We start from the raw sequence: 23,267 nt of genomic DNA on the forward strand, positions 1-23,267 counted from the left end.
TCGGGTCCTCACACGTCGTAGTCGACGACGACCCGGTCGGTCGTCGGGTGGGATTGGCAGGTCAGCACGTACCCGGCGTCGAGTTCGTCGGGTTCGAGCGCGTAATTCTCGGTCATCGTCACCGAGCCGTCGATGAGCTTGGCGCGGCAGGTGCCGCAGACCCCGCCCGAGCAGGCGAACGGGGCGTCCGGGCGCACCCGCAGCGCGGCGGTGAGGATCGACTCGCGCGCCGCGACCGGCGATTCGACCGTCGAGGACTGCCCGTCGAGGGACAGCTCTATCGTGCGCACCGGGTCGCCGGCCTTCACGACGACGGGGCGATCCGATCCGCGCGGGTGGTCGCCGGTCGTGAACAGTTCGAACCGCACGTGCGCGCGGTCGACGCCGAGATCGTCGAGGGTGTCCCGGCACAGCTGCACGAGGTCGATCGGGCCGCACAGGAACCACTCGTCGACGGTGGCGGGCAGCACGAGCCGGTCGAGGATCGTGCCGAGCCGTTGCGCATCGATCCTCCCCGACAGCAGCGGCGCCGACCGCTGCTCGCGCGAGAGGACGTGATGCAGCGCGAGGCGGGTCGGGTAGCGGTCCTTCAGGTCGGCGAGCTCTTCGAGGAACATCACGTCCGGCGTCGACCGGTTCGTGTAGACGAGGGTGAACCGCGACGTGTCGGACCGGCCGAGCACGGCGGTCGCGAGGGCCATCAGCGGCGTGATGCCGGAGCCCGCCGCGATGCCGGCGATGTGCGCACCATCGAGGTCTGCGGCATCCAGTCCTCCCCCGACACGTGCCGAGGTGAACGCCCCGTCGGGGCTCATGACGTCGATGACGTCGCCCGGATGCAGCTGCGTCTGCGCCCATGTCGAGAACAGCCCGCCCTCGTCACGCTTGATGCCGACGCTCACCGAGCCGCGCTGCGGCGGACGGCACAGCGAGTACGAGCGGCGCAGCTCGTGACCGTCGATCTGCGCCCGCAGTGCCACGTACTGCCCAGGCAGGTAGTCGAAGGCGTCGGCGAGGTCGTCGGGGACCGTGAAGGTGACCTCGACGGCGTCGTCGGTGAGCGGGCGCACCTCGGCGACGGTGAGCGGGTGGAACCGTGCGCGCGTGCGTCCGGCGCTCGGCCCGCCGACGGCGGAGCGCAGCAGGGTGTCGGCGACGGCATCCGTCTGGTGCGCCATCAGTGCACCTTGAAGTGGTCGAAGGGCTCGAGGCACGCGCGACATTCGTACAGCGCCTTGCACGCCGTCGAGGCGAACCGGGTGACCTCGCGGGTGTCGGTCGAGCCGCAGCGCGGGCAGGCGACGGCGGGGCGGGTCAGGCTGAGCCGGACCGGGATAGGACCGGATGCCGCTGCCCGGCCTGTCGGCGGCGCGATGCCGAACGCGGCGAGCTTGCGCTTGCCGGTCTCGGTCATCCAGTCGGTCGTCCACGCGGGGGTGAGGGTCGTGCGCACCTCGACGTCGTCGAACCCGGCGGCGGCGAGCGCGAGCACGACGTCGTCGCGGATCGTGTCGACGGCGGGGCAACCGGAGTAGGTGGGCGTGATCGTGACGACGACCCGGTCACCGTCGAGCGTGACGCCGCGCAGGATGCCGAGGTCGGCGATCGTCAGCACCGGCACTTCGGGGTCGCGCACCTCGGCGGCCACTTCGCGGGCGTGGGCGAGGCGGGCATCGGTCGCGGTCACCATGTCGCCCCCGGATGCTGCCGGGCGAGCACCTGCATCTCGGCGAGCAGGAACCCGAGCGTCGGGAAGTGCCGCCCCTGCCGCCCGCCGCCCGCGGACGGCGGCGTCTCGGGTACCGTGAGCTCCGCTTCGGCGAACACCGCGGCGATGACGGCGTCGAATGGCGCCCGCAGCGTCGAGGGACGCACGGCGATGCCGTCGAGCCGGTCGAGCAGCGGCTCGTCGCGGAACAGCTCGTCGACGTACGGCCAGAGGTCACAGGGCGCACGCAGCATCCGGCGGCGCGACTCGTCGGTGCCGCCGGCGAGCCGGAGCGTCCACTGCACGGCGTGGTCGCGGTGGTACTCGACCTCTTTCACGGCCTTCGCGGCGACGGCGGCGAGCGTCGCATCCGACGAGGACTGCAGCGCCGTGTAGAGCTCGAACTGATAGACGGATGCCGCGAGCTGCCGCACGATCGTCTGCGCGAAGTCGCCGTTTCGCTGTTCGAAGAGCCACGCGCACCGGAAGTCATGCTCGTCGCGCCAATACGCGAGGTCGTCTTCGGTGCGGTTCGTCGCGGTGCCTGCGTAGTGGAGGAGGGAGCGGGCGTGGCCGAGCAGGTCGAGCGCGATGTTCGCGAGCGCGACGTCTTCTTCGAGCTCGGGCGCGCGGGCGATCCACATGCCGAGCTGCTGCGACAGGATGAGCGCGTCATCGCCCAGCCACAGCGCGTACTCGGCGACGTCGGGCGTTGCGACGGCATCCGTGCCGGCGAGCTCGGCCGACAGCTCGATGCGCTCGACGGTGACGTCGCCGTGATCGGTGCTGGATGCGGCGGTCACAGGTGCGGCACCCCCTCCGACGCGGTGTAGTACACGGCGTGTCGGTAGTTCTTGCCGGCGGGGCTCTCGAAGAACGCGCCCTTGCTGTCGGGATCGCTCGTCGTGATGGCATCAGCGGGCACGACCCACACCGAGACGCCCTCGCCGCGGCGGGTGTAGAGGTCGCGGGCGTTGCGCAGGGCCATCTCGGCGTCGGGGGCGTGCAGCGATCCGGCGTGCACGTGGCTGAGCCCGCGGGATGCCCGAACGAACACCTCCCACATCGGCCACGTCTCGGCCTCGGATGCACCTGCCGTGGTCATGCTGCCTCCTCGGTTCGCGCTGCCTGCTTGCGGGCGTACGCGGCGGCGGCCTCGCGCACCCACGCACCGTCGTCGTGTGCGTCGCGTCGGTGCTGGATGCGGACGGCGTTCATCGGCCCGCGGCCCGACAGCACCTCGTGGAACTCATCCCAGTCGATGTCGCTCGTGTGCCAGCGGCCGGCATCCTCATCCCACCGCAGCTCGGGGTCGGGGAGCGTGACGCCGAGGATCTCGGCCTGCGGCACCAGCATCCCGATGAAGCGCTGACGCAGGTCGTCGTTGGAGAAGCGCTTGATCTTCCACGCCATCGACCGCGCCGAGTTCGGCGACTGGTCGTCGGGCGGGCCGAACATCATGAGCGAGGGCCAGTACCAGCGGTTGACCGACTCCTGTGCCATCTCGCGCTGCGAGGGCGTGCCCTGCATGAGGGCGAGCAGGATCTCGAACCCCTGCCGCTGATGGAACGACTCCTCTTTGCAGATGCGCACCATCGCGCGGGCGTATGGGCCGTAGGAGGCGCGGCACAGCGGCACCTGGTTGCAGATCGCGGCGCCGTCGACGAGCCAGCCGATCGCGCCCATGTCGGCCCAAGACGGGGTCGGGTAGTTGAAGATCGACGAGTACTTCGCACGGCCGTCGATGAGCTGCTCGGTCATCTCGTCGCGCGTGATGCCGAGCGTCTGCGCGGCCGAGTAGAGGTAGAGGCCGTGACCGGCCTCATCCTGCACCTTCGCCATCAGGATCGCCTTGCGCTTGAGGCTCGGGGCACGGGTGATCCAGTTGCCCTCGGGCTGCATGCCGATGATCTCGGAGTGCGCGTGCTGCGAGATCTGCCGGATGAGCGTGCGCCGGTAGGCATCCGGCATCCAGTCGCGCGGTTCGACACGCGAATCCTTCTCGATGAGTTCGTCGAAGGCCGCCTGCCCCGCCTCGTCGATCTCCGGCGCCATTGCCGTCGTCATCGTCGACTCCTTTACAGACCGATCGTTCAGTAAAAAGTGTACGCGGCGGGAGTTGCGGCGACAACCGGTGCGTAACTCCTGAGTTTCGGTGCCCGGACGGCGAGGATCGCCCGTTTCAGGGGGTGCGCGTGCGATTTCTGAGGAGTTGCGCACGGGGCGGGCGGCGGCACGCGGGTCGGATCAGGCCGGCGCCGGGCGGTCGGTGGTCACCGAGCGGCCACGGAACTCGGCGACGATCTCGCCCGCGGCATCCGTGACGGTCACGTCGTAGAGGCCGGTGCGGCCGGAGCGGATGCGGCGGCGAGCCGTCGCGGTGAGCACGTCGCCCTCGCCGGTCGAGCGCAGGAAGGTGATGTCGGCACCGGCGGCGACCGTGACCTTGTCGTCTTCGTTGCAGGCGACGGCGAAGGCGGTGTCGGCGAGCGCGAACACGAGCCCACCGTGGGTGATCGCGAAGCCGTTGAGCATGTCGGCGCGCACCGTCATCGACACGACGGCGATCCCAGGTTCGTCGCGTTCGATGCGCATGCCGAGGACAGCGGATGCCGCGTCCGCGCGCAACATCGGCCGCGACGACTCGCCCAGATTCGAGCCCGGGCTCACACCGGCTCCTTGGCCACCAGGGTCAGCACGTCGTAGGTCGCGACGATCTCGTCGCGTTGGTTGCGGATGACGGCATCCCACCGCACCTCGCCGTATTCGTCGGTCTCGCGCGGCGTGATCTGCTTCGCGGTCAGCACCACCCCGATCTCGTCGCCCGGCGAGACCGGCGTGACGAACCGCAGGTTCTCGAGGCCGTAGTTGGCGAGCACGGGGCCCGGATCGGGGTCGACGAACAGGCCCGCCGCCCACGAGACGAGCAGGTAGCCGTGCGCGACCCGCCCCGGGAAGAACGGGTTGGCGGCGGCGGATTCCTCATCCATGTGCGCGTAGAACGTGTCGCCGGTGAAGTGCGCGAACGTCTCGATGTCATCCAGCGTGACGGCCCGCAGGGGCGAGGCGAGCTGGTCGCCGATGCGGAGCTCTGCGAGCGACTTGCGGAACGGGTGCACGCCGTCCGCCGACGCCGCAGCACCCTGATGCCAGACACCGGTGATCGCGGTCAGCATCTCGGGCGAGCCCTGCACGGCGGTGCGCTGCATGTGGTGCAGCACGGCGCGGATGCCGCCGAGCTCTTCGCCGCCGCCGGCCCGTCCGGGACCGCCGTGCACGAGGTGCGGCACCGGGGCGCCGTGGCCGGTCGAGGTGCGGGCGTTCTCGCGGCTGAGGAACAGCACACGCCCGTTGGCCGCGCCGATCCGCGACATGAGTGCGACGGCGACGCCGGGATCGGCAGTCGCGACGCTCGTGACGAGCGACCCGCCGCCGCGCGCGACGAGGTCGGCGGCCTCGTCGAGGTCGCGGTAGGTGAGGATGCTGCTGACCGGACCGAACGCCTCCACCTCGTGCACGGCGGTCCCGGCATCGGGGTCGAAGCCGAGCACGAGCGGGGCGAGGAACGCGCCGTCGGGCGCCACCCCGCGCGAGCCGTCGGCACGGACGACCTCCGGTGCGTCGGTGGACCCGAGGAGGATGCGGCCACCGGCATCCGTCAGCGCCGCGACGCTGCGCAGCACTTCGTCGCGCTGCGCGGTCGAGACGAGCGGCCCCATCGTGACGCCCTCGGCGTGCGGGTCGCCGATGACGACGCGCTCGGCGAGTTTCTCGCCGAGCGCCGCGACGAGCGGTTCGACCGTCCCCTCGGGCACAATCGCGCGGCGAATGGCGGTGCACTTCTGGCCCGCCTTCGTGGTGAGCTCGACCATCCACTGCTTGACGTAGGCATCGAACTCGGGCGTGCCGGGCGCGGCATCCGGTCCGAGCACGGACGCGTTGATCGAGTCGGTCTCGCTCGTGAACCGCACCCCGGATGCCGCCTGCGCGCGCAGCTTGGCGGCCGTCGACGCGCTGCCGGTGAAGCCGACGAGGTCGCCGAGTCGCAGTAGGTCGAACAGTCCGGGCACGGCACCGCTCACGAGTTGCAGCGAGCCGTCCGGCAGCAGGCCGGTTTCGACGAGCATCCGCACCCACGCTTCCGCGACGTAGGCGGTGGGGGTGGCGGGTTTGACGATCGTCGGCACGCCGGCGAGGAAGGCCGGTGCGAACTTCTCGAGCGCGCCCCACACCGGAAAGTTGAACGCGTTGATCTGCACCGCGACGCCGGGCAGGCGTGTGTAGACGTGACGGCCGATGAAGCTCCCGTCCTTCGACAGCGGCTCGACCGGGCCGTCGACGACGACCTGCGCGTTGGCCAGTTCGCGCCTCCCCTTCGACGAATAGGTGAACAGCACGCCGATGCCGCCGTCGACATCATTGAGCGAGTCGCGCTCGGTCGCGCCGGCGCGCTTCGACAGCTCGTAGAGCTCGCCCTTGCGCTCGGTGAGCGCGATCGCGAACTGCTTGAGCAGCATCGCGCGCTGGTGGAAGGTCATCTCGCCGAGGCTGCGCTGTCCGACGGTGCGGGCATATTCGATCGCACCGCCGAGGTCGACGCCCTCGCTGCTGACACGCGCGACCTCCTCGCCCGTCGACGCGTCGCGCACGACGGCCGCATCGGCGTCGGCGGCGGCATCCGGCATCCACCACGCCCCCTGCAGATAGCTGGGCAGGACGTTGGTCATCAGTCACTCCATTCGTAGAAGCCGCGGCCGGTCTTTCGCCCCAGGTCGCCGCGTGCCACTAGGTCGCGCAGCAGTTGTGGCGGGGCGAACCGGTCGCCGAGTCGTTCGTGCAGCTGCTCCGCGATGCCCAGGCGCACGTCAAGCCCGACGAGGTCGGTCGTGCGCAGCGGACCGGTGGGATGCCGATACCCGAGCTCCATCGCGGCGTCGATGTCGGCCGCCGTCGCGACCCCCTCTTCGACCATGCGGATCGCCTCGAGCCCGAGCGCAAGACCGAGCCGGCTGGAGGCGAACCCGGGCGCGTCAGCGACGACGATCGGCGTCTTGCCGAGCGCTTCGACCCAGTGCGTGGCGCGTTCGACGACCTCGGGATCAGTCGCGGCGCTGACGACGATCTCGACGAGCGCGGAGGCGGGCACCGGGTTGAAGAAGTGCAGCCCGACGAACCGTTCAGGACGGTTCAGGATGCCGGCGAGGTCGCCCACCGGGATCGATGACGTGTTCGTGGCGATGACGGCATCCGGTGCGACCGCCGCCTCGATGCGGGCGAGCGCATCGTGCTTGAGCGCGCGGTCTTCGGGCACGGCCTCGACGACGAGCGCGCAGCCGTCGAGGGTGGCCGCGTCGGTAGTCGTGGCGACGCGGGCGAGCAGCGCGTCGAGCGGTTCGTCGACCGTGCCGCGCTCGACGCTGCGCGCGAGGCTCTGCGCGATGCGGGATGCCGCGGCATCCGCCGCCGCCACGTCGCGCTCGACGACGCACACCGTGGCGCCCGCCAGCACGAACGCATGCGCGATCCCCGCACCCATCCGCCCGCCGCCGACGACACCGACCCGTTCCGGGATCATCGCTTCCGCTCCCTCCGCTCCAGGAACGCCGTCATGCGTCGATGCTTCTCGGGCGACTCGAACAGCTCCGCCTGCAATTCCAGCTCGATCACCGGGTGGGTGTCGGCCGGGGCACGCAGGGCGGTCTTGGTGTGCCGCACGGCGAGCGGGTCGAGCGCGGCGATCCGGTCGGCGAGCGCGTGCGCGGCGTCGAGCAGGCCGTCGGCAGGATGCAGGGCCGACAGCAGCCCCCACTCGAGCGCTTCGGCGCCGCTGAGGATCCGCCCGGTGAGCAGCAGTTCGGCCGCCCGCGCGTCGCCGACGAGCTGCGGCAGCCGCCAGGTCGCACCGGCGGCGGCGATGATGCCAAGCCCCGGCTCTGGGTTGCCGATGCGCACCTCGGGCGTGCCGATGCGAAGGTCTGCGGCGTAGGCGAGTTCGGCGCCGCCGCCGAGCGCGTAGCCGTCGACGGCCGCGATGACCGGCATCGGGAGGGCGGCGACCCGGCGGAACGCGTGCGTATTGATGCCCGCGCGGGCGTCGTCGGCCCCGCGCTCGCGGAGCTGTCCGATGTCGGCGCCCGACGCGAAGACGCCCCCGGCGCCGGTGAGGATCAACACCCGCGGGTCGGTCTCGAGCTCGGCGCACAGCGCGTGGAGGGCGTCGATGGTCGCCTGGTCGATCGCGTTGCGAACCTCGGGACGGTCGAGGGTCGCGACGACGCGGTCGGTGCGTCGGTCGACGCGGAGCGGCTCGGCCATCGGCATCCCCTTCGATCACGACGACTGCGATTACCTTACCGCTCGTTCAGTATTTCTACCAGCCGCGGCCGTGCGGGGTGCCAGACTGTGCGTATGGCACCGACGAGCGCACCCGGCGACGACGCCGCGCGTCGCAGGGGACGCCCGGGTTACGACCGGCAGCAGATCCTCGATCTCGCGGTGCAGCTGTTCATCACGCAGGGCTACGACGCGACGAGCGTCGCCGACCTCGCCGCGCGCTTCGGCCTCACCAAGAGTGCGCTGTACCACCACTTCCGCAGCAAAGAAGAGCTTCTCGGGGTTGCGCTCGACCAAGCCCTCGGCGCCCTGGAGGGTGTGCTCGACGAGCCCGCCGCGACGACCGGAACCGCTGCCGACCGGCTCGCGTTCGTCATCCGCTCCGCCGTCGAGGTGCTGATCGCGCACCTTCCGGCGGTGACGCTGCTGCTGCGCGTGCACGGAAACAGCGACGTCGAGCGGGATGCCCTGGCTCGTCGTCGCAGCTTCGACCAGCGCGTCGCGGGCCTCACGCGCGAGGCGCAGGCCGAGGGCGCGATCCGCCCCGACGTGGATGCCGCCGTCGCCACCCGCCTCATCTTCGGCATGGTCAATTCCATCACCGAGTGGTACCGGTCCGAGCGCGGTGACGACCCCGGCATCCTCGCCGACGACGTGCTGCGCATCGCCCTCGACGGACTGCGGGTGCCGGGCGCCTGACGCTGGCTCGGTTCGCCTGGCGCGCATGGTCGACACGCCGCCGCTCGCCTGGCACGTTTGGTCGTCAGCCGACGCGGATGCCGCAACTTGCGCCAGGCGAAGGGTGCCACTCAGCGTGCGGAGTCGGGCGCGTCGGGTGCGTCGTCGTCGGGCGCGTCGCCGTCGCGGCCGGGCTTCGAGGATGCCGCGCCGAGCGCGATCGCGATCGCGACACCGATGCCCGCACCGAGCGCGACGCCAATGCCGATGTTGTCGAGCGCGACGCCGAACGACATGCCGACGCCGAGTCCGATCGCGATCCCGGCACCCCAGGCCCACGAGTTCGTGCCATCGCCATCCTTCTCGGCGTCATCGGGCTGCTGATCGTCCATGCTTCGACGCTACGCAGGGGCGAGCGCCCCGGCATCCCTCCCACGGCGGAGATGCCTCCGCTACCATGGGGAGGTCCTGTCCCGAGTGTGAGGAAGAGCCGTTGAAAGCAATCGACGCGATCGCGCTGTGATCCTGCGCTGAACCGTCGACCCCGATTCCGGGACGTTCACCGACGAGTCTGCGCGATTCCATCCGCGCCGACCGTCAGCCATCCGGCCTCTTGAAGGCATCCGGTGTCCGTCGTGTCTGCGCGTCCGCAACCGACACGAACGGAGGCACCCCATGCCCCAGACACCTCAACCCGCGGTCGTCCTCGACCGCCTGCATCACACCTGGCCCGACGGCACGGTCTCCCTTCGGGACGTGAGCGGCGCGTTCCCCGCGGGACGCACGGGCCTCGTCGGCCGCAACGGCTCCGGCAAGACCACGCTCATCCGGTTGATCGCCGGTGACCTCGCGCCCACCTCGGGTTCGATCTCGACGACCGGCACCGTCGACCTGCTCCCCCAGCGGCTCACGCTCGACACCGGTCGTCGCGTCGCCGACGTGCTCGGCATCGCCCGAGCATTGGATGCCGTGCGCGCAATCGCCGCCGGTGACGTCGACCCCGCCCGGTTCGACGAGGTCGGCGACGACTGGGATGTCGAAGCGCGCGCCGGCGCCGCGCTTGCCGAGGCGGGGCTGCCGCCGGATGCCCTCGACCGCACGGTCGGGCAGCTCTCCGGCGGCGAGGCCGTGCTCACAGCACTGGTCGGCGTGCGGCTGCGCGGTGCGCCGATTGCGCTGCTCGACGAGCCGACGAACAACCTCGACCGCGACGCCCGCGCGCGCGTGCACGAGCTCGTGCGCACGTGGCGGGGCACGCTTATCGTGGTGAGCCACGACACCGCGCTGCTCGAGCTCATGGACGACACCGCCGAGCTCTACGACGACACCCTGTCGGTGTTCGGCGGGCCGTACTCGCAGTGGCGGGCGTGGCTCGATGCCGAACAGGCTGCGGCCCAGCAGGCCGAGACAGCCGCGCGGCAGGTGCTGCGGCGCGAGAAGCGCGACCGGATCGCTGCGGAGGCGACGATCGCGACGCGGCAGGCGATGGGCGCGAAGGCGTTCGCCGAGAAGCGCGTGCCCGGGATCGTCGCCGGCAACCGCAAGAACGCCGCCCAGGTGTCGGCCGGCAAGCTGCGTGGCGAGGCCTCCGCGAAGGAGGCGTCGGCGAGGTCGGCGCTGGATGCCGCGCAGCGGCGCGTCCGCGACGACGACGCCGTACGCATCGACCTGCCCGACCCTGCGGTCGCAGCCGGCCGGCGCATCGCGACGCTCGGCGACGCGGAGCGCGAGTGGGTGATCCAGGGCCCGGAGCGCGTCGCGCTCATCGGGCCGAACGGCGCGGGCAAGACGACGCTGCTGGAGCGGCTCGTCGCATCCGGCGGGGGTGACGATGACGGCGATGGCGTGCGTAACTCCTCAGTTTCGGGCGATAGGGGGCCGGAATCGGCCGAGTCCCCGGCATCCGACCAGAAACTGAGGAGTTCGGTACGGGCGTCAGCGCACACCGACCGGATCGGATACCTGTCGCAGCGGATGGATGGGCTCAGCGACGACGAGACCGTGCTCGACGCGATGCGGCGGGCAGCGCCCGGGGTCGGCGATGTGGAGTTGCGCAACCGGCTCGCCCGGTTCCTCGTGCGCGGTGACACCGTGCTGCGCCCCGTGGCGGCACTGTCGGGCGGCGAGCGCTTTCGGGTCGCGCTGGCCCGGCTGCTGCTGGCCGATCCGCCACCGCAGCTGTTGATCCTCGACGAGCCGACGAACAACCTCGACCTCGACACGGTCGACCAACTCGTCGCAGCACTGTCCGCCTACCGCGGCGCGGTGCTCGTCGTGAGCCACGACGACGCGTTCCTTGCGCGCCTCGAGCCCGACCTGGTGCTCGAACTGCGCGAGGGAGCGTTGACTGTTCGGGAGTTGGTCATAGCCTGAGTCGCGTTTGCAGGGCGCGTGTGGTCGCTTCGGCATCCCGGATGCCGCCACACGCGTCCTGCGAGTGCGTCCCGATCGCGAGGATGCCGATGTCGGCGGTGCGCGCGAAGATAAGGGGATGGCTGACGTGCTCGAGCGCTTCGGTCCTGCGACGCAGGACTGGTTCCGGAGCGCGTTCTCGGCGCCCACGTCGGCGCAGACCGGGGCGTGGGAGGCGATCTCGGCTGGCAAGCACGCACTTGTCGTGGCGCCGACCGGATCGGGCAAGACCCTGTCGGCGTTCCTGTGGGCGATCGACCGGGTCTTCCGCGACAAGCCGGTGACGGTGCCGGCGACCAAAGGCTCGCGCCGGAAGAAGGATGCCGGGACCACCGGCATCCTCTACATCTCGCCACTCAAGGCGCTCGGCGTCGACGTGGAGCGCAACCTCCGTTCACCGCTGGTCGGCATCGGGCAGTCCGCCCGTCGCCTCGGCATCCCGGTGCCCGAGGTCACGGTCGGCGTGCGCTCGGGCGACACGACCTCGGCCGACCGTCGCCGGTTGGTCACTGATCCACCCGACATCCTCATCACGACGCCCGAGTCGCTGTACCTCATGCTCACGTCGCAGGCGGCCGAGACGCTCCGCGGCGTGCACACCGTGATCGTCGACGAGGTGCACGCTGTCGCCGCCACCAAGCGCGGCGCGCACCTGGCCGTAAGCCTCGAACGCCTCGACGCGCTGCTCGAGAAACCGGCGCAGCGGATCGGCCTCTCGGCGACCGTTCGGCCCATCGACGAGGTCGCCCGGTTCCTCGGCGGGGCGGCGCCGGTCGAGATCGTCGCGCCGCGGGCGAGCAAGACGTTCGACCTCAGCGTCGTCGTGCCGATGGAAGACATGTCGAACCCGCCGGCGCCGGCCGGCGCACCCGACGAACCGGATGCCGAGGCCGCCGGCGACACGGGCGATGGCGACGACTGGTACACGCCGCCGCAGACGACGGAGATGACCGGATCCGTGTGGCCGCACGTCGAAGAGGCGATCGTCGACCGCATCCTCGACCACCGCTCCACGATCGTGTTCGCCAACTCGCGCCGCCTCGCCGAACGACTCACCGGACGGCTCAACGAGATCTACGAGGAGCGGCTCGGCGCAGGGGATGGCGAGGGCGTTTCGTCTCGCTCCGCTCGCTCAACGACCGAACGCTCGCCCGGTGGTCGAGTGCCGTCGCGCAGCGACGGTGTATCGAGACCCCCCGCGCAAATGATGGCGCAAGCCGGGGTCAGCGCGGGCGCCGACCCGGTGCTCGCGAAGGCGCACCACGGGTCAGTGTCGAAGGAGCAGCGCGCGCAGGTCGAAGACGAGCTGAAATCCGGCATCCTCCGCTGCGTCGTCGCGACGAGCAGCCTCGAACTCGGCATCGACATGGGCGCCGTCGACCTCGTCATCCAGGTCGAAGCGCCGCCGTCGGCCGCGTCCGGGCTGCAGCGCGTGGGTCGCGCCGGCCACCAGGTGGGCGAGATCAGCAAGGCGTCACTGTTCCCGAAGCACCGCGGCGACGTGTTGCACACCGCCGTCGTCACCGAGCGGATGCTGGCGGGCAAGATCGAAGCGATCGCGGTCCCGTCCAACCCGCTCGACATCCTCGCGCAGCAGACGATCGCGGCATCCGCCCTCGCACCGATCGACGTCGAGGAGTGGTTCGAGACGGTGCGGCGCTCCGCCCCGTTCCGCACCCTGCCGCGGTCGGCGTTCGAGGCGACGCTCGACCTGTTGTCGGGGCGATTCCCGTCCGACGAGTTCGCCGAACTGCGGCCCCGCGTCATCTGGGACCGCGATCACGGCACGCTCACCGGTCGCCCCGGCGCGCAACGGGTCGCGGTCACGAGCGGCGGCACGATTCCCGACCGCGGACTGTTCGGGGTGTTCGTCGCGGGCGAGACCCGGAACGCCCGGGTCGGCGAACTCGACGAGGAGATGGTCTACGAGTCGCGCGTGAACGACGTGTTCACGCTCGGTACGACGTCGTGGCGCATCGTCGAGATCACCCACGACCGCGTCAATGTGACCCCTGCGTTCGGGCAGCCCGGTAAACTGCCGTTCTGGCACGGCGACGGCCTCGGCAGACCCGCGGAGCTCGGCGAAGCCCTCGGCGCCTTCACCCGCGAGGTGTCGGCCGCAGGCCCCGAGAAGGCCACTGCGCGCCTGCGCGAATCGGGTCTCGACGACAACGCGATCGGCAATCTGCTGTCGTACCTCTCCGAACAGCGCGAGGCGACCGGCAGTCTCCCGACCGACCGCACGCTCACCGTCGAACGGTCGCGCGACGAAGTCGGCGACTGGCGCGTCATCTTGCATTCCCCGTACGGCATGCACGTGCACGCACCGTGGGCGCTGGCCGTCAACGCCCGCATCCGCGAGCGTCTCGGGGTCGAGGGCGCGGCGGTCGCGAGCGACGACGGCATCATCGCGCGGGTACCGGATGCCGACACTGAACCGCCCGGCGCGGAGCTGTTCGTCTTCGAACCCGACGAGCTCGAACAGCTCGTCACCGACGAGGTCGGCGGCTCAGCCCTGTTCGCCTCACGGTTCCGGGAATGCGCGGCCCGCGCGCTGCTTCTGCCGCGGTTGAACCCGAACCGCCGGTCGCCGCTCTGGCAACAGCGCCAGAAGTCGGCGCAACTGCTCGAGGTGGCGCGGCGGCATCCGACGTTCCCGATCATCCTGGAGACGCTGCGCGAAGTGCTGCAGGACGTCTACGACCTGCCCGCCCTGCTCCGCCTCGCTCGCGCGATCGGCGACCGCCGCATCCGGCTGGTCGAGACCACGACGAGCCAGCCGTCACCGTACGCGCGCGACCTGCTGTTCGGGTACGTCGGCGCGTTCATGTACGAGGGCGACTCGCCGCTGGCCGAACGGCGTGCAGCGGCCCTCGCGGTCGACCCGGCGCTGCTGAGCGAGCTGCTCGGCAAGGTCGAGATGCGTGAGCTGCTCGACCCCGCGATCATCGCCCAGTTCGAGGCCGAGGTGCAGCGGCTCGCGCCCGACCGTCGGGTGCGTGGGGTCGAGGGCGCCGCCGACCTGCTGCGACTGCTCGGACCGTTGGATGCCGAGGAAGTCGCGGCGCGGCTGGCTCCGGAGGGTGAGGCGGGTCTCGATACACCGTCGCCGCGCCACGGCACTCGACCACCGGGGGATCCCGAGCCGTCTGCCACGCCGGCGACCGCGCAGGCGCACCTCGACGCGCTCATCGCGGCGCGGCGGGCGATCCCGGTGACCGTCGCGGGAGTCGCACGGGTCGCTGCCATCGAGGACGCCGGGCGCCTGCGCGACGCGCTCGGCGCAGCGCTGCCCGTCGGCATCCCGACCGCCTTCCTCGAACCGGTCGTCGATCCGCTCGCCGATCTCGTCGCACGGCACGCACGCACGCACGGTCCGTTCCGCACGTCTGACGTCGCCGCACGACTCGGTGTGGGCACCGCCGTCGCGCGGCAGACGCTGCAGCGCCTCGAATCGCAGGGGCGGCTGTCGAGCGGATACTTCCTGCCCGCAGAATCCGCGAGCGGCGATGACCTGGAGTGGTGCGACACCGAGGTGCTTCGGCGGCTGCGGCTGCGCTCGCTCGCGGCGATCCGCGGCGCCGTCGAACCCGTCTCACCCGCCGCGTACGCACGGTTCCTGCCCGTGTGGCAGCATCTGACCCGACCGCTGGAAGGCATCGACGGCGTGCTCGCAGTCGTCGAGCAGCTCGCGGGCGTGCCGCTGCCGGCGAGCGCGTGGGAGTCGCTCATCCTGCCATCGCGGGTGCGCGACTACGCCCCGGCCATGCTCGACGAGCTCACCGCGACCGGCGAGGTCGTCTGGTCGGGACACGGCGCACTGCCCGGCCGTGACGGCTGGGTCGCCCTGCATCCCGCCGACGCGGCACCACTCACTCTGGCCCCGCAGGAGCACGACCCGTCACCGCTCGAAACGCGCGTGCTCGACGCCCTCGGCGCGGGCGGCGCCTACTTCGCGGCCCAACTGGTCGGCATGACGGCGGCCGAGAACGAACAGTCCGTCGTCGACGCGCTCTGGTCGCTCGCATGGGCCGGGCGCATCACGAACGACACCTTCGCGCCGGTGCGGTCGCTGCTCGGCGGCGGATCGCAGGCGCACCGCACCGCACGCCGCACCCCGCGCACCCGCATGTTCCGCGGCACCTCGCTGGCACGCCCGACGGCGCCGCAGCGACCACCGCTCGTCGGAGGCCGCTGGTCGCTGCTGCCCGCGGCATCCGCCGATCTCGCCCTGCGCGCGACCGCCTCGGCGAGCCTGCTGCTCGACCGCTACGGCGTCGTCACCCGCGGATCCGTGCAGGCAGAGGGCACGCCCGGCGGCTTCGCGCAGACCTACCGCACCCTGGCCGGATTCGAGGATGCCGGGCATTGCCGCCGCGGCTACTTCATCGAGAAGCTCGGCGCCGCGCAGTTCGCGGCATCCGCCACGGTCGACCGGCTTCGCGAATACGCCTCCGTCGCCGACCCGGCACCGCTCCAGGCGATCACCCTCGCTGCGACCGACCCCGCGAATCCGTACGGCGCGGCGCTGCCGTGGCCGGCGCTCGAGGGCGTCTCGCATCGACCGGGTCGCAAGGCCGGCGGGCTCGTCGTACTCGTCGACGGCGCCCTCAGCCTGTACCTCGAACGCGGCGGACGCACCGCCCTCGCCTTCACCGACGACGCCGATGTGCTCGCCGCTGCCGCGCGCGACCTCGTCGCGACCTCCCGCGCGCGGCGACTCGAGACCCTGACGGTCGAGCAGGTCAACGGCGAGTTCGTCTACACGTCGGCCGCCGGTCGCGCCCTCCGCGACGGCGGGTTCGTCGAATCAGCACGCGGCCTCACCCTGCGCAAGGCGACCCATGGCTGAGCGAGCGCATGCCTGAGGGCGACACCGTCTTCCGCACCGCGAAGCGCCTGCATGACGCGCTCGCGGGCGGCGCGGTCACGCGCTTCGACATCCGCGTGCCCGGTTCGGCGACCGCCGACCTCACCGGGCAGCACGTGCGCGATGTGACCCCGCGCGGCAAACACCTGCTGATGCGCATCGGCGACCAGACCCTGCATTCCCACCTCAAGATGGAGGGCGAGTGGGCCGTGCATCGCCCCGGCGACCGGTGGCGCAAACCCGCGTTCCGCGCCCGCGCGATCGTCGCGACCGCCCGCGCCGAAGCCGTCGGCTACGACCTCGCGATGGTCGAAGTGCTGCCCACCGCCGACGAAGGCCGCGTCGTCGGGCACCTCGGTCCCGATCCGCTCGGCCCCGACTGGGATGCGGCCGACGCCGCGCGCCGCCTCGCCGCAGACGACCGGGCGATCCACGTCGCGCTGCTCGACCAGCGCAACGTCGCCGGGTTCGGCAACGAGTATGCGAACGAGCTGCTGTTCGTCCGCGGCATCCGCCCCACCGCCCGCGCCCGTGATGTCGACGTCACGGGACTCATCGACACCGGGGCACGGATGATCCGCGCCAACCGCGACCGTGTGCCGCGCACGTTCACAGGCGACAGCAGACCCGGGCGGCAGACGTGGGTGTACCGCCGCGAGGGCAAGCCGTGCCGCCGCTGCGGCACACTCATCGCGCGCACCGACCTGGGCGAATCGGCGACCGCGGAGCGCATCGTGTTCTGGTGCCCGATGTGCCAGCCCTGAACCGCGACCTCGAGGGGCCCGGCGTCAGTGCCCGATGTACCGGCCCGGGCGGTGGTTGAGCGCCAGTACGAGGTTCAGCAGCACGGCACCGGCCGCGCTCATCAGCACGTTCGGCCACGGCACGACGAGGAACGACGCCAGCACGATCAGCACGTCGAAGATCATTTGTGTCCACCCCGCCCGCAAGCCGGTGCGGTCCTGCAGGACGAGGGCGATCACGTTCACGCCGCCGAGGCTCGCGCGGTGACGGAACACGATCAGCAGGCCGATGCCCGCGAGCAGGTTGCCGGCGAGCGCGCCGTACCACGGGTCGAGCCGAGCGATGTCGAAGAGCTGTTCGTGCACCCACGAGAACCCCGAGACGAGCCCGATCGCGACGACCGTGCGGATCGTGAAGTTCCAGCCCTTCTGCCAGATCGCGAGCACCGCGAACGGCAGATTGATGACCGCGAACAGCAGCGCGAAGGGCCACCCGGTCGCAAATCCCAGCAGCAACGAGAGCCCCGCCGTACCGCCGGTGACCGCACCGGCGGTGTGCAGCAGGTACAGCCCGAACGACACCGCAAACGTGCCGGTGAGCAGCCCGAGCACATCCTCGGGAACGGTGTGTGCGGTCGATTCCCGCTCGAATACGAGCGACGGGCCGGTCTCCGGCGCGTCGGCGGCGTCGGGTGCGGGGGCGGAACTCACGGCATCCATCCTCACAGATCGCCGCCCGCACGCTTCATAGACGCCGCATAGCTTCGCCCTACGGTGCCCATCACACGGCTGCGCACACTGAAGCGCATGAACCGACGCCTCGCCTCCTCACTGACCGCCGGCGGACTGGTCGTCGCCCTCGCCGCCACCGGCGGCACCGTGTGGGCGCTCGACCGGTTCGTCATCCCCCACGTCGAAGTCTCCGACGTGGCCGCCTACGAAGCCGAGCAGTCCGGCACGACCGCGACGACGACCGACGACGAGGCCGACACCGAAGCCGTCACGACCGACACGACGTACACGTCCGACGACGCGTCGATCGAGATCACGCAGTACACCGAAGGGTCCGGCGACGACACCGTCACCTCCTACGTCGCCGACATCACCCTGAGTGACGCGACGGTGCTGCGCAGCGCGTTCGCGAACAACCAGTTCGGCGAGAACATCACCGCGCTCGTCAGCGAGACCGCCGAGGCCAATGGGGCCGTCTTCGCCATCAATGGCGACTACTACGGGTTCCGCGACACCGGCATCGTGATCCGCAACGGCGTCGTCTACCGCGACGACGGCGCCCGCGAAGGGCTTGTCTTCTACGAAGACGGCACGGTCGCCGTGTACGACGAGACCACCACGACCGCCGACGAACTGCTCGCCGACGGCGCCTGGAACACCCTCAGCTTCGGCCCCGCGCTCGTCGAGGACGGCGCGGTGATCGATGGCATCGACGAGGTCGAGATCGACACGAACTTCGGCAACCACTCCATCCAGGGCGAGCAGCCGCGCACCGCGATCGGCATCATCGACGAGAACCACATCGTCATGGTCGTCGTCGACGGCCGCGAAGACGGCTACAGCCGGGGCGTGACGATGACCGAGCTCGCCGACATCATGGTCCCGCTCGGCGCGACGACCGCCTACAACCTCGACGGCGGCGGCTCGGCAGAGATGTGGTTCAACGGCGAAGTCGTCAACCAGCCCAGCAACGGCGGCGAGCGCGCCACCAGCGACATCCTCTACATCGCCGGATGAGCGCCGTGAACATCGTCCTGATCCCGGCGTACGAGCCCAACGCCCGCCTCGTCGCGCTCGTGCAGATGCTCCCGGTGCCGGTGCTCGTCGTCGACGACGGGTCGGGCGAACGCTTCGCGACGGTGTTCGCGGATGCCGAGGCCGCCGGCGCGGTCGTCGTACGGCATCCGGTCAACCGCGGCAAGGGCGCGGCACTGCGCACCGGGTTCGCCGAGTCCGCCCGGCGCTGGCCGGGTGCCGACATCGTGACGGCGGATGCCGATGGGCAGCACACGCCCGCCGACATCGCGAAGGTCGCTGCAGCCCTCGCGGCGCAGTCGACCGGATGCAGCGACGAGGAGCGGGTGATCGTACTCGGTGCCCGCGGGTTCGTCGGTGACGTGCCCGCGCGCAGCCGGATCGGCAACACCGTGACCCGCTGGATGTTCCGCGCGGTGACCGGCACCGGCCTGCAAGACACGCAGACCGGACTGCGGGCCTTTCCCGCAAGCGTCGTGCCGTGGCTGCAGTCCCTCCCCGGCGACCGGTTCGAGTACGAGTTCACGATGCTGCTGCGGGCTCGGGCCGCCGGCATCCGGCTCATCGAGGTACCGATCGAGACGGTGTATCTCGAGGGGAACGTGTCGAGCCACTTCCGCCCCCTCGTCGACTCGGTGCGCATCTACGCACCGCTGCTGCGGTTCTCCCTCTCGGCGCTGCTCGCGTTCGCGATCGACACCATCGCGCTGCTCGTCATCCACGCACTGACGGGGTGGCTGCTGCTGTCGGTCGTCGCGGCGCGGCTGCTGAGCGCCTCGGTCAACTTCACCGTCAACCGCGGTGTGGTCTTCCGGTCGGGCCGTGACGTGCCGGTGCGGACGGCGGCCATCCGCTACGCGTCGCTCGCCGTGCTGATCATGACGGCGAGCTTCGGCATGCTCACCGCACTGCTCGACATCGGCATCGCAACCCTGCCCGCGAAGATCCTCACCGACGCGACGCTCTTTCTCGTCAGCTTCTCGGTGCAGCGGGCCGTCGTGTTCGCGCCGCGCGAACGTCCGATCGAACGTGCGCACACGGGAATGAACACGCGGGTCGAATCGTTGTCGTAGATCCAGGAGGTTTCGTTGGGCAAGAACTACGTCGACATCGAGAACGACCACGGACAGTCGCTGCGCTACCGCAAGCACGTCAACGGCCGGGGCCTCATCGCGCACGGCGCGAAGGTGCACCCGAGCGCGCTCGTCGAAGCGGGCGCGTACGTCGAACCGGGCGTGCAGGTGGCCGCGGGGGCGCACATCGGGCGCGGCGTGTGGGTTGAACCCGACGCCGTCATCGGCGCCGAGGCCGAGATCGCGCCGCACGCGCACATCGGGCCGGGCGCCGCGATCGGCGAACGCGCGAAGATCGGCGTCCGCGCCCACGTCGGAGCCGGCGCACGTGTCGCCGCTTCGTCGCTCATCCGCGACGATGAGCAGGTCGGCGAGGGCGAACGCGTCGCCACCGACCGTCGCGGGTTGCGCCTCGCCGCCTGATGCCATTGCTGTCGCGAAAGCCCGGACTCACCGAGTCCGGGCTTTTCGGTTGAGTCCCCGTGCAGCACGCCCGGCTCGTCCTGGGATCGCGGACTCCCTCACAGACGCACCGGAGCGGATGCCGGACACGCGGCGCAGCGGACGCCGGTAGCATCGCGGCGTGAAGATGCGACTGGTCGTGGCGGCGGTGCTCGTCGCGGTCGCGATCGCTGCGGTACTGCTCATCGTGCCGCGGCTGAGCGAAGCGTGCTGCGCCGACCCGTCGGCCCCGGCATCCGGCGGCGACACGGGTACACGCCCAGACGGCGCGGTCGCCCTGACCGTCGACCACGTCTACGACGGCGACAGTCTGCGTGCGATCGCGGTGGATGCCGAGGGCTTCGCCGACGGCGAAGTCGAAGTGCGCCTCATCGGCATCGACGCGCCAGAGGGCACGCCCACACAGGAGTGCGGCGCCCAGGAGTCGCAGTCGGCGTTGCGCGGCCTGCTGCCGGACGGCGCCACGGTCTGGGTCGTGCCGGGCGCCGAGCCACGCGATCGCTACGACCGCGCGCTCGTCTACGCGTGGACGGATGCGGGCGCCTTCCTCAACGCCGAGCAGTTGCGCGCCGGCCACGCGCGCACCCTCACGATCGAACCGAACACCGAGCACGCGGCGACCTTCGCCGACGCAGAACGCTCCGCCCAGCAGTCCGGGTCCGGCATCTGGCTCACCTGCGAGTGACCCCGCTCCGGACGCGAGACAGCACTGACGCTGTCGAGACCGGTCAAATTTCGCGCGGTCTCGACAGCGCAGGTGCAGTCTCGCGGGGGCGGGCTGAGCCGACGGGGCGTCAGGCGAAGAGGAACAGGACGAAGCCGAACAGGGGCAGGGTGCCCTGGATGATCGCGGGGCGCAGGTACTTCGAGCCGCTCGTGATGAGCACGAGCGCGGCGGCCAGCATCGAACCGAGGCTGAACAGCACGAGGGTGCGACCGGCGATGTCGGCGATCGTTTCAGGCCCGCCCGCCCAGAACAGCACAAGACCGATGACGACGCCGATCGCGAGGAACAGGTTGTAGAAGCCCTGGTTGTAGGCCATGGGCCGCGTGATCTCGGCGGCGTTCTGATCGGCGACCCCGAACCGCTTCCACACGCGGGGCTGCGTCCACTGGATCGACTCCATCATGAAGATGTACACGTGCAGCAGCGCGGCAAGGGCCGCGACGACGGTTGCGATGATCGGCACCATGCGCTGACAGTAGCGCGACTACGCTGGCGGAGTGGCGGCATCGGGCGGTGGGTCGAAGCGCGGTCGCGGGCGCACGCCCCGACCGGCCGCTCAGCGCGCCGGCGGCAAGCCCGCGAAGACACCGAAGCCGGCGAAACCCCAGAAGCCGAAGCCGAAGCCGAAGCCGAAGCCCAAGCCGACGCCCGCTCCCGGCCCCGCACCCCTGCCACCCGGTCCGTTCCGCCTCGGTGCGATCCCCGGCGCCACGCCCGGCAAGTGGATCGACACGTGGCAACGCCGGCATCCCTCGATCGACCTCGAACTCGTGCCGCTCGCCGTCGCCGATCAGCGCGCTGCGATCGAGGCGGGCGAGGTGGATGCCGCAATTGTGCGCCTGCCGATCGACCGTGACGGTCTGCATGTCATCACGCTGTACGACGAGGTGCCGGTCGTCGTGTGTGCGGCCGATTCCCACCTGACGGCGGCCGAAGAGCTCAGCGCCGAAGACCTGGCCGGCGAGGTGCTGATCGTGCCCGCCGACGACGTGCTGTCACCCGAAGTCGCGGGCACGCTCGCGCCGTCGTTCGCGACCCTCGAGACGACGGGCGACGCGGTTGCGACCGTGGCATCGGGGGTCGGCATCGTCATCGTGCCGATGTCGCTCGCCCGCCTGCACCACCGCAAGGATGCCGACTTCCGCCCGCTCACCGACGGTCCGACCTCGACGGTGGCACTCGCGTGGCCGGCCGCGGCCACGACATCCCTCGTCGAGGAGTTCGTCGGCATCGTCCGTGGACGCACCGCGAACTCCTCGCGTCGCTGAACTGACGACCGGGGCAACCAGGCAGAAAGGTGGGCCGGCGGTGCCCCCAGCACCGCCGGCCCCATGATCGGTCGCTCCCCAGCAGACGACGATCGTGGCGGAACGATCCGGGTTCCCCCGATCCCGGGAGCGATGTCCGGGCCCGCGGGACTCGGTTTCGCGTCGTTCCATGTGAGAAGAGCGGGCACCCCGGCCCCTGATACACACCAGATGAGATTCTTTTCAGGAACCTTCTGCGCCCCCGGCCTCGGCGTCATCGACCCACCGCAGCACGCGGAGCGCACGAAGCGTGTTCCACCGGCTCGGCTCGCCCAGCGGCGCTTCGAGATCGAGTTGCACCGCCCCCGGGTCGTCGTACTCCGCGGGCCAGCGACCGTCCGCCCCGCGCCGGTCGCGCACGATCTGCACCGCCTCGGCCGTGCGCGGGTCCGGCCGTGAGCCGGTGAGCCGGAAGTACTCCAGGGCGCGCAGCACGTCATAGCGCCACCGCGGCGGGAACGGGAACCTCAGGTACGCGTCATCGACGACCTGACCGTCTGAGCGGCGTCGCAGCAGCATCCGTTCGAGCAGATACTCCTCACCCCGCGCGCGCAACTCCCGCGTCGAGAGACCCGTCGACTGTTCGTACTCGAGCAGCCCCTCAAGCACGGCCAGTGTGCTGTCGAACGACGACCGCACCGACCCGTCGCCTTCGAGGCGGAAGCAGTTCCAGCCGCCGTCTGGCTGCTGGTCCTCTGCGCAATACGCCACGATGCGCGAGACATCGGCCCCGAAGTAGGCGCCGGCCCGGATGGTGCGACCGTTGATGCACGAATCGACCTCGCCCGACCAGTACGGCCGGTCTTCGTACTCCCACCGTGCGTGCACGTCGAGAAGCGCGACCGTCTCGGCCATGTACGGGTCGTCGGGCGGGATGCCGAGGTCGTAGAGCGATTCGAGCACCCACAGCGTCGAGCTCCACGGCTGCGGCTCGCCGAGCTCCCAGCTCCATCCGGCGGGCGCCCACGCCCCAGCCGCCCACCGTCCGTCTGCGCCGCGCGCGTCGAGCAGCCGCCTGCCCCACCCCTCGGTGGCGACACGGCGTCGCTCCGCGGTCACCTGGTCCGACGGCGCATCGGTCAGATCGTTCAGCACCTGCCAGCGGATCGCCGGGTCTGCGTCGAGGAGCCACGTCTCGAGTTCCATGCTCGGCATCGTGCCACCCGGGTGCGACATGCGCGAGGGCG

At 71.0% G+C, this 23,267-nt stretch carries 22 protein-coding genes; 9 read left to right on the forward strand and 13 right to left on the reverse strand.

Annotation, left to right across the window (positions count from 1 at the left end; genetic code table 11):
- Window positions 1–8: 8 nt before the first annotated feature.
- The 9 genes from paaE to AC3ENX_RS04735 all read right to left on the reverse strand — a co-directional run bounded on the left by paaE (window position 9) and on the right by AC3ENX_RS04735 (window position 8,023).
- On the reverse strand, window positions 9–1,178 hold the full coding sequence (gene paaE / locus AC3ENX_RS04695; protein ID WP_434810699.1) for a 1,2-phenylacetyl-CoA epoxidase subunit PaaE: 1,170 nt from the start codon (window positions 1,176–1,178) through the stop codon (window positions 9–11).
- Window positions 1,178–1,690 (reverse strand): 1,2-phenylacetyl-CoA epoxidase subunit PaaD, encoded by a 513-nt coding sequence (gene paaD / locus AC3ENX_RS04700; RefSeq protein WP_434810700.1) that lies wholly within the window; start codon window positions 1,688–1,690, stop codon window positions 1,178–1,180. The genes paaE and paaD overlap by 1 nt, the downstream gene beginning before the upstream one ends.
- On the reverse strand, window positions 1,684–2,511 hold the full coding sequence (paaC, locus tag AC3ENX_RS04705; RefSeq protein ID WP_434810701.1) for a 1,2-phenylacetyl-CoA epoxidase subunit PaaC: 828 nt from the start codon (window positions 2,509–2,511) through the stop codon (window positions 1,684–1,686). The genes paaD and paaC overlap by 7 nt, the downstream gene beginning before the upstream one ends.
- Window positions 2,508–2,813 (reverse strand): 1,2-phenylacetyl-CoA epoxidase subunit PaaB, encoded by a 306-nt coding sequence (paaB, locus tag AC3ENX_RS04710; RefSeq protein ID WP_434810702.1) that lies wholly within the window; start codon window positions 2,811–2,813, stop codon window positions 2,508–2,510. Before paaB ends, paaC begins: the two co-directional genes overlap by 4 nt.
- Entirely contained in the window at window positions 2,810–3,775 is a 966-nt protein-coding gene (gene paaA / locus AC3ENX_RS04715; RefSeq protein ID WP_434810703.1) for a 1,2-phenylacetyl-CoA epoxidase subunit PaaA, read from the reverse strand. The genes paaB and paaA overlap by 4 nt, the downstream gene beginning before the upstream one ends.
- A gap of 180 nt (window positions 3,776–3,955) precedes the next feature.
- Window positions 3,956–4,339, reverse strand: coding sequence for a hydroxyphenylacetyl-CoA thioesterase PaaI (paaI, locus tag AC3ENX_RS04720; protein ID WP_434810815.1), 384 nt, complete (start codon window positions 4,337–4,339; stop codon window positions 3,956–3,958).
- A gap of 35 nt (window positions 4,340–4,374) precedes the next feature.
- On the reverse strand, window positions 4,375–6,435 hold the full coding sequence (paaZ, locus tag AC3ENX_RS04725; protein WP_434810704.1) for a phenylacetic acid degradation bifunctional protein PaaZ: 2,061 nt from the start codon (window positions 6,433–6,435) through the stop codon (window positions 4,375–4,377).
- Window positions 6,435–7,283: a 3-hydroxyacyl-CoA dehydrogenase family protein gene (locus AC3ENX_RS04730; protein WP_434810705.1), complete on the reverse strand. Its 849-nt coding sequence runs from the start codon at window positions 7,281–7,283 to the stop codon at window positions 6,435–6,437. Before AC3ENX_RS04730 ends, paaZ begins: the two co-directional genes overlap by 1 nt.
- Window positions 7,280–8,023, reverse strand: coding sequence for an enoyl-CoA hydratase/isomerase family protein (locus AC3ENX_RS04735; RefSeq protein ID WP_434810706.1), 744 nt, complete (start codon window positions 8,021–8,023; stop codon window positions 7,280–7,282). Before AC3ENX_RS04735 ends, AC3ENX_RS04730 begins: the two co-directional genes overlap by 4 nt.
- Before the next feature lie 93 nt (window positions 8,024–8,116).
- Between AC3ENX_RS04735 and AC3ENX_RS04740 the strand changes: the two genes are divergently transcribed.
- Entirely contained in the window at window positions 8,117–8,740 is a 624-nt protein-coding gene (locus AC3ENX_RS04740; protein ID WP_434810707.1) for a TetR/AcrR family transcriptional regulator, read from the forward strand.
- Window positions 8,741–8,850: 110 nt separating this feature from the next.
- Here AC3ENX_RS04740 and AC3ENX_RS04745 read toward each other — a convergent pair whose 3' ends face one another.
- On the reverse strand, window positions 8,851–9,111 hold the full coding sequence (locus AC3ENX_RS04745; protein WP_434810708.1) for a hypothetical protein: 261 nt from the start codon (window positions 9,109–9,111) through the stop codon (window positions 8,851–8,853).
- Window positions 9,112–9,394: 283 nt separating this feature from the next.
- Here AC3ENX_RS04745 and AC3ENX_RS04750 point away from each other — a divergent pair, with 283 nt between their 5' ends.
- The 3 genes from AC3ENX_RS04750 (at window position 9,395) to AC3ENX_RS04760 (ending at window position 16,765) form a co-directional block, all read left to right on the forward strand.
- Window positions 9,395–11,092, forward strand: a complete 1,698-nt coding sequence (locus tag AC3ENX_RS04750) for an ABC-F family ATP-binding cassette domain-containing protein (protein WP_434810709.1) — start codon at window positions 9,395–9,397, stop codon at window positions 11,090–11,092.
- Between the two features lie 118 nt (window positions 11,093–11,210).
- Window positions 11,211–15,983, forward strand: a complete 4,773-nt coding sequence (locus AC3ENX_RS04755; RefSeq protein ID WP_434810710.1) for an Lhr family ATP-dependent helicase — start codon at window positions 11,211–11,213, stop codon at window positions 15,981–15,983.
- A gap of 8 nt (window positions 15,984–15,991) precedes the next feature.
- Window positions 15,992–16,765, forward strand: a complete 774-nt coding sequence (locus AC3ENX_RS04760; protein ID WP_434810711.1) for a DNA-formamidopyrimidine glycosylase family protein — start codon at window positions 15,992–15,994, stop codon at window positions 16,763–16,765.
- 24 nt (window positions 16,766–16,789) lie between these two features.
- Here AC3ENX_RS04760 and AC3ENX_RS04765 read toward each other — a convergent pair whose 3' ends face one another.
- Entirely contained in the window at window positions 16,790–17,464 is a 675-nt protein-coding gene (locus AC3ENX_RS04765) for a YitT family protein (protein WP_434810712.1), read from the reverse strand.
- A gap of 87 nt (window positions 17,465–17,551) precedes the next feature.
- On the opposite strand from AC3ENX_RS04765, the gene AC3ENX_RS04770 reads away from it, so the two are divergent.
- The 4 genes from AC3ENX_RS04770 to AC3ENX_RS04785 all read left to right on the forward strand — a co-directional run bounded on the left by AC3ENX_RS04770 (window position 17,552) and on the right by AC3ENX_RS04785 (window position 20,731).
- On the forward strand, window positions 17,552–18,493 hold the full coding sequence (locus AC3ENX_RS04770; protein WP_434810713.1) for a phosphodiester glycosidase family protein: 942 nt from the start codon (window positions 17,552–17,554) through the stop codon (window positions 18,491–18,493).
- Window positions 18,490–19,584: a glycosyltransferase gene (locus AC3ENX_RS04775; protein WP_434810714.1), complete on the forward strand. Its 1,095-nt coding sequence runs from the start codon at window positions 18,490–18,492 to the stop codon at window positions 19,582–19,584. Before AC3ENX_RS04770 ends, AC3ENX_RS04775 begins: the two co-directional genes overlap by 4 nt.
- Window positions 19,585–19,599: 15 nt before the next feature.
- On the forward strand, window positions 19,600–20,007 hold the full coding sequence (locus AC3ENX_RS04780) for a transferase (protein WP_434810715.1): 408 nt from the start codon (window positions 19,600–19,602) through the stop codon (window positions 20,005–20,007).
- Window positions 20,008–20,173: 166 nt separating this feature from the next.
- Entirely contained in the window at window positions 20,174–20,731 is a 558-nt protein-coding gene (locus tag AC3ENX_RS04785; RefSeq protein WP_434810816.1) for a thermonuclease family protein, read from the forward strand.
- 109 nt (window positions 20,732–20,840) lie between these two features.
- Here AC3ENX_RS04785 and AC3ENX_RS04790 read toward each other — a convergent pair whose 3' ends face one another.
- The gene (locus AC3ENX_RS04790; protein ID WP_434810716.1) at window positions 20,841–21,239 is read right to left on the reverse strand and encodes a DUF1304 domain-containing protein; all 399 of its coding nucleotides are present in this window, start codon (window positions 21,237–21,239) and stop codon (window positions 20,841–20,843) included.
- 31 nt (window positions 21,240–21,270) lie between these two features.
- On the opposite strand from AC3ENX_RS04790, the gene AC3ENX_RS04795 reads away from it, so the two are divergent.
- Window positions 21,271–22,041, forward strand: a complete 771-nt coding sequence (locus AC3ENX_RS04795) for a LysR family substrate-binding domain-containing protein (RefSeq protein WP_434810717.1) — start codon at window positions 21,271–21,273, stop codon at window positions 22,039–22,041.
- Between the two features lie 222 nt (window positions 22,042–22,263).
- Here AC3ENX_RS04795 and AC3ENX_RS04800 read toward each other — a convergent pair whose 3' ends face one another.
- A complete protein-coding gene (locus tag AC3ENX_RS04800; RefSeq protein WP_434810718.1) occupies window positions 22,264–23,226 on the reverse strand; it encodes a hypothetical protein in 963 nt (320 codons plus the stop codon).
- Window positions 23,227–23,267 lie beyond the last annotated feature (41 nt).

The organism is Microbacterium sp. bgisy189 (genome assembly GCF_057707225.1).

What these genes read in the sequence shown, in the direction of transcription:
- paaE (WP_434810699.1), bottom strand. Translation starts at nt 1,178, where the DNA reads ATGGCGCACCAGACGGATGCCGTCGCCGACACCCTGCTGCGCTCCGCC.
- paaD (WP_434810700.1), bottom strand. Translation starts at nt 1,690, where the DNA reads ATGGTGACCGCGACCGATGCCCGCCTCGCCCACGCCCGCGAAGTGGCC.
- paaB (WP_434810702.1), bottom strand. Translation starts at nt 2,813, where the DNA reads ATGACCACGGCAGGTGCATCCGAGGCCGAGACGTGGCCGATGTGGGAG.
- paaA (WP_434810703.1), bottom strand. Translation starts at nt 3,775, where the DNA reads ATGACGACGGCAATGGCGCCGGAGATCGACGAGGCGGGGCAGGCGGCC.
- paaI (WP_434810815.1), bottom strand. Translation starts at nt 4,339, where the DNA reads ATGTTGCGCGCGGACGCGGCATCCGCTGTCCTCGGCATGCGCATCGAA.
- paaZ (WP_434810704.1), bottom strand. Translation starts at nt 6,435, where the DNA reads ATGACCAACGTCCTGCCCAGCTATCTGCAGGGGGCGTGGTGGATGCCG.
- AC3ENX_RS04730 (WP_434810705.1), bottom strand. Translation starts at nt 7,283, where the DNA reads ATGATCCCGGAACGGGTCGGTGTCGTCGGCGGCGGGCGGATGGGTGCG.
- AC3ENX_RS04735 (WP_434810706.1), bottom strand. Translation starts at nt 8,023, where the DNA reads ATGGCCGAGCCGCTCCGCGTCGACCGACGCACCGACCGCGTCGTCGCG.
- AC3ENX_RS04740 (WP_434810707.1), top strand. Translation starts at nt 8,117, where the DNA reads ATGGCACCGACGAGCGCACCCGGCGACGACGCCGCGCGTCGCAGGGGA.
- AC3ENX_RS04745 (WP_434810708.1), bottom strand. Translation starts at nt 9,111, where the DNA reads ATGGACGATCAGCAGCCCGATGACGCCGAGAAGGATGGCGATGGCACG.
- AC3ENX_RS04750 (WP_434810709.1), top strand. Translation starts at nt 9,395, where the DNA reads ATGCCCCAGACACCTCAACCCGCGGTCGTCCTCGACCGCCTGCATCAC.
- AC3ENX_RS04755 (WP_434810710.1), top strand. Translation starts at nt 11,211, where the DNA reads ATGGCTGACGTGCTCGAGCGCTTCGGTCCTGCGACGCAGGACTGGTTC.
- AC3ENX_RS04760 (WP_434810711.1), top strand. Translation starts at nt 15,992, where the DNA reads ATGCCTGAGGGCGACACCGTCTTCCGCACCGCGAAGCGCCTGCATGAC.
- AC3ENX_RS04765 (WP_434810712.1), bottom strand. Translation starts at nt 17,464, where the DNA reads ATGGATGCCGTGAGTTCCGCCCCCGCACCCGACGCCGCCGACGCGCCG.
- AC3ENX_RS04770 (WP_434810713.1), top strand. Translation starts at nt 17,552, where the DNA reads ATGAACCGACGCCTCGCCTCCTCACTGACCGCCGGCGGACTGGTCGTC.
- AC3ENX_RS04775 (WP_434810714.1), top strand. Translation starts at nt 18,490, where the DNA reads ATGAGCGCCGTGAACATCGTCCTGATCCCGGCGTACGAGCCCAACGCC.
- AC3ENX_RS04785 (WP_434810816.1), top strand. Translation starts at nt 20,174, where the DNA reads ATGCGACTGGTCGTGGCGGCGGTGCTCGTCGCGGTCGCGATCGCTGCG.
- AC3ENX_RS04790 (WP_434810716.1), bottom strand. Translation starts at nt 21,239, where the DNA reads ATGGTGCCGATCATCGCAACCGTCGTCGCGGCCCTTGCCGCGCTGCTG.
- AC3ENX_RS04800 (WP_434810718.1), bottom strand. Translation starts at nt 23,226, where the DNA reads ATGGAACTCGAGACGTGGCTCCTCGACGCAGACCCGGCGATCCGCTGG.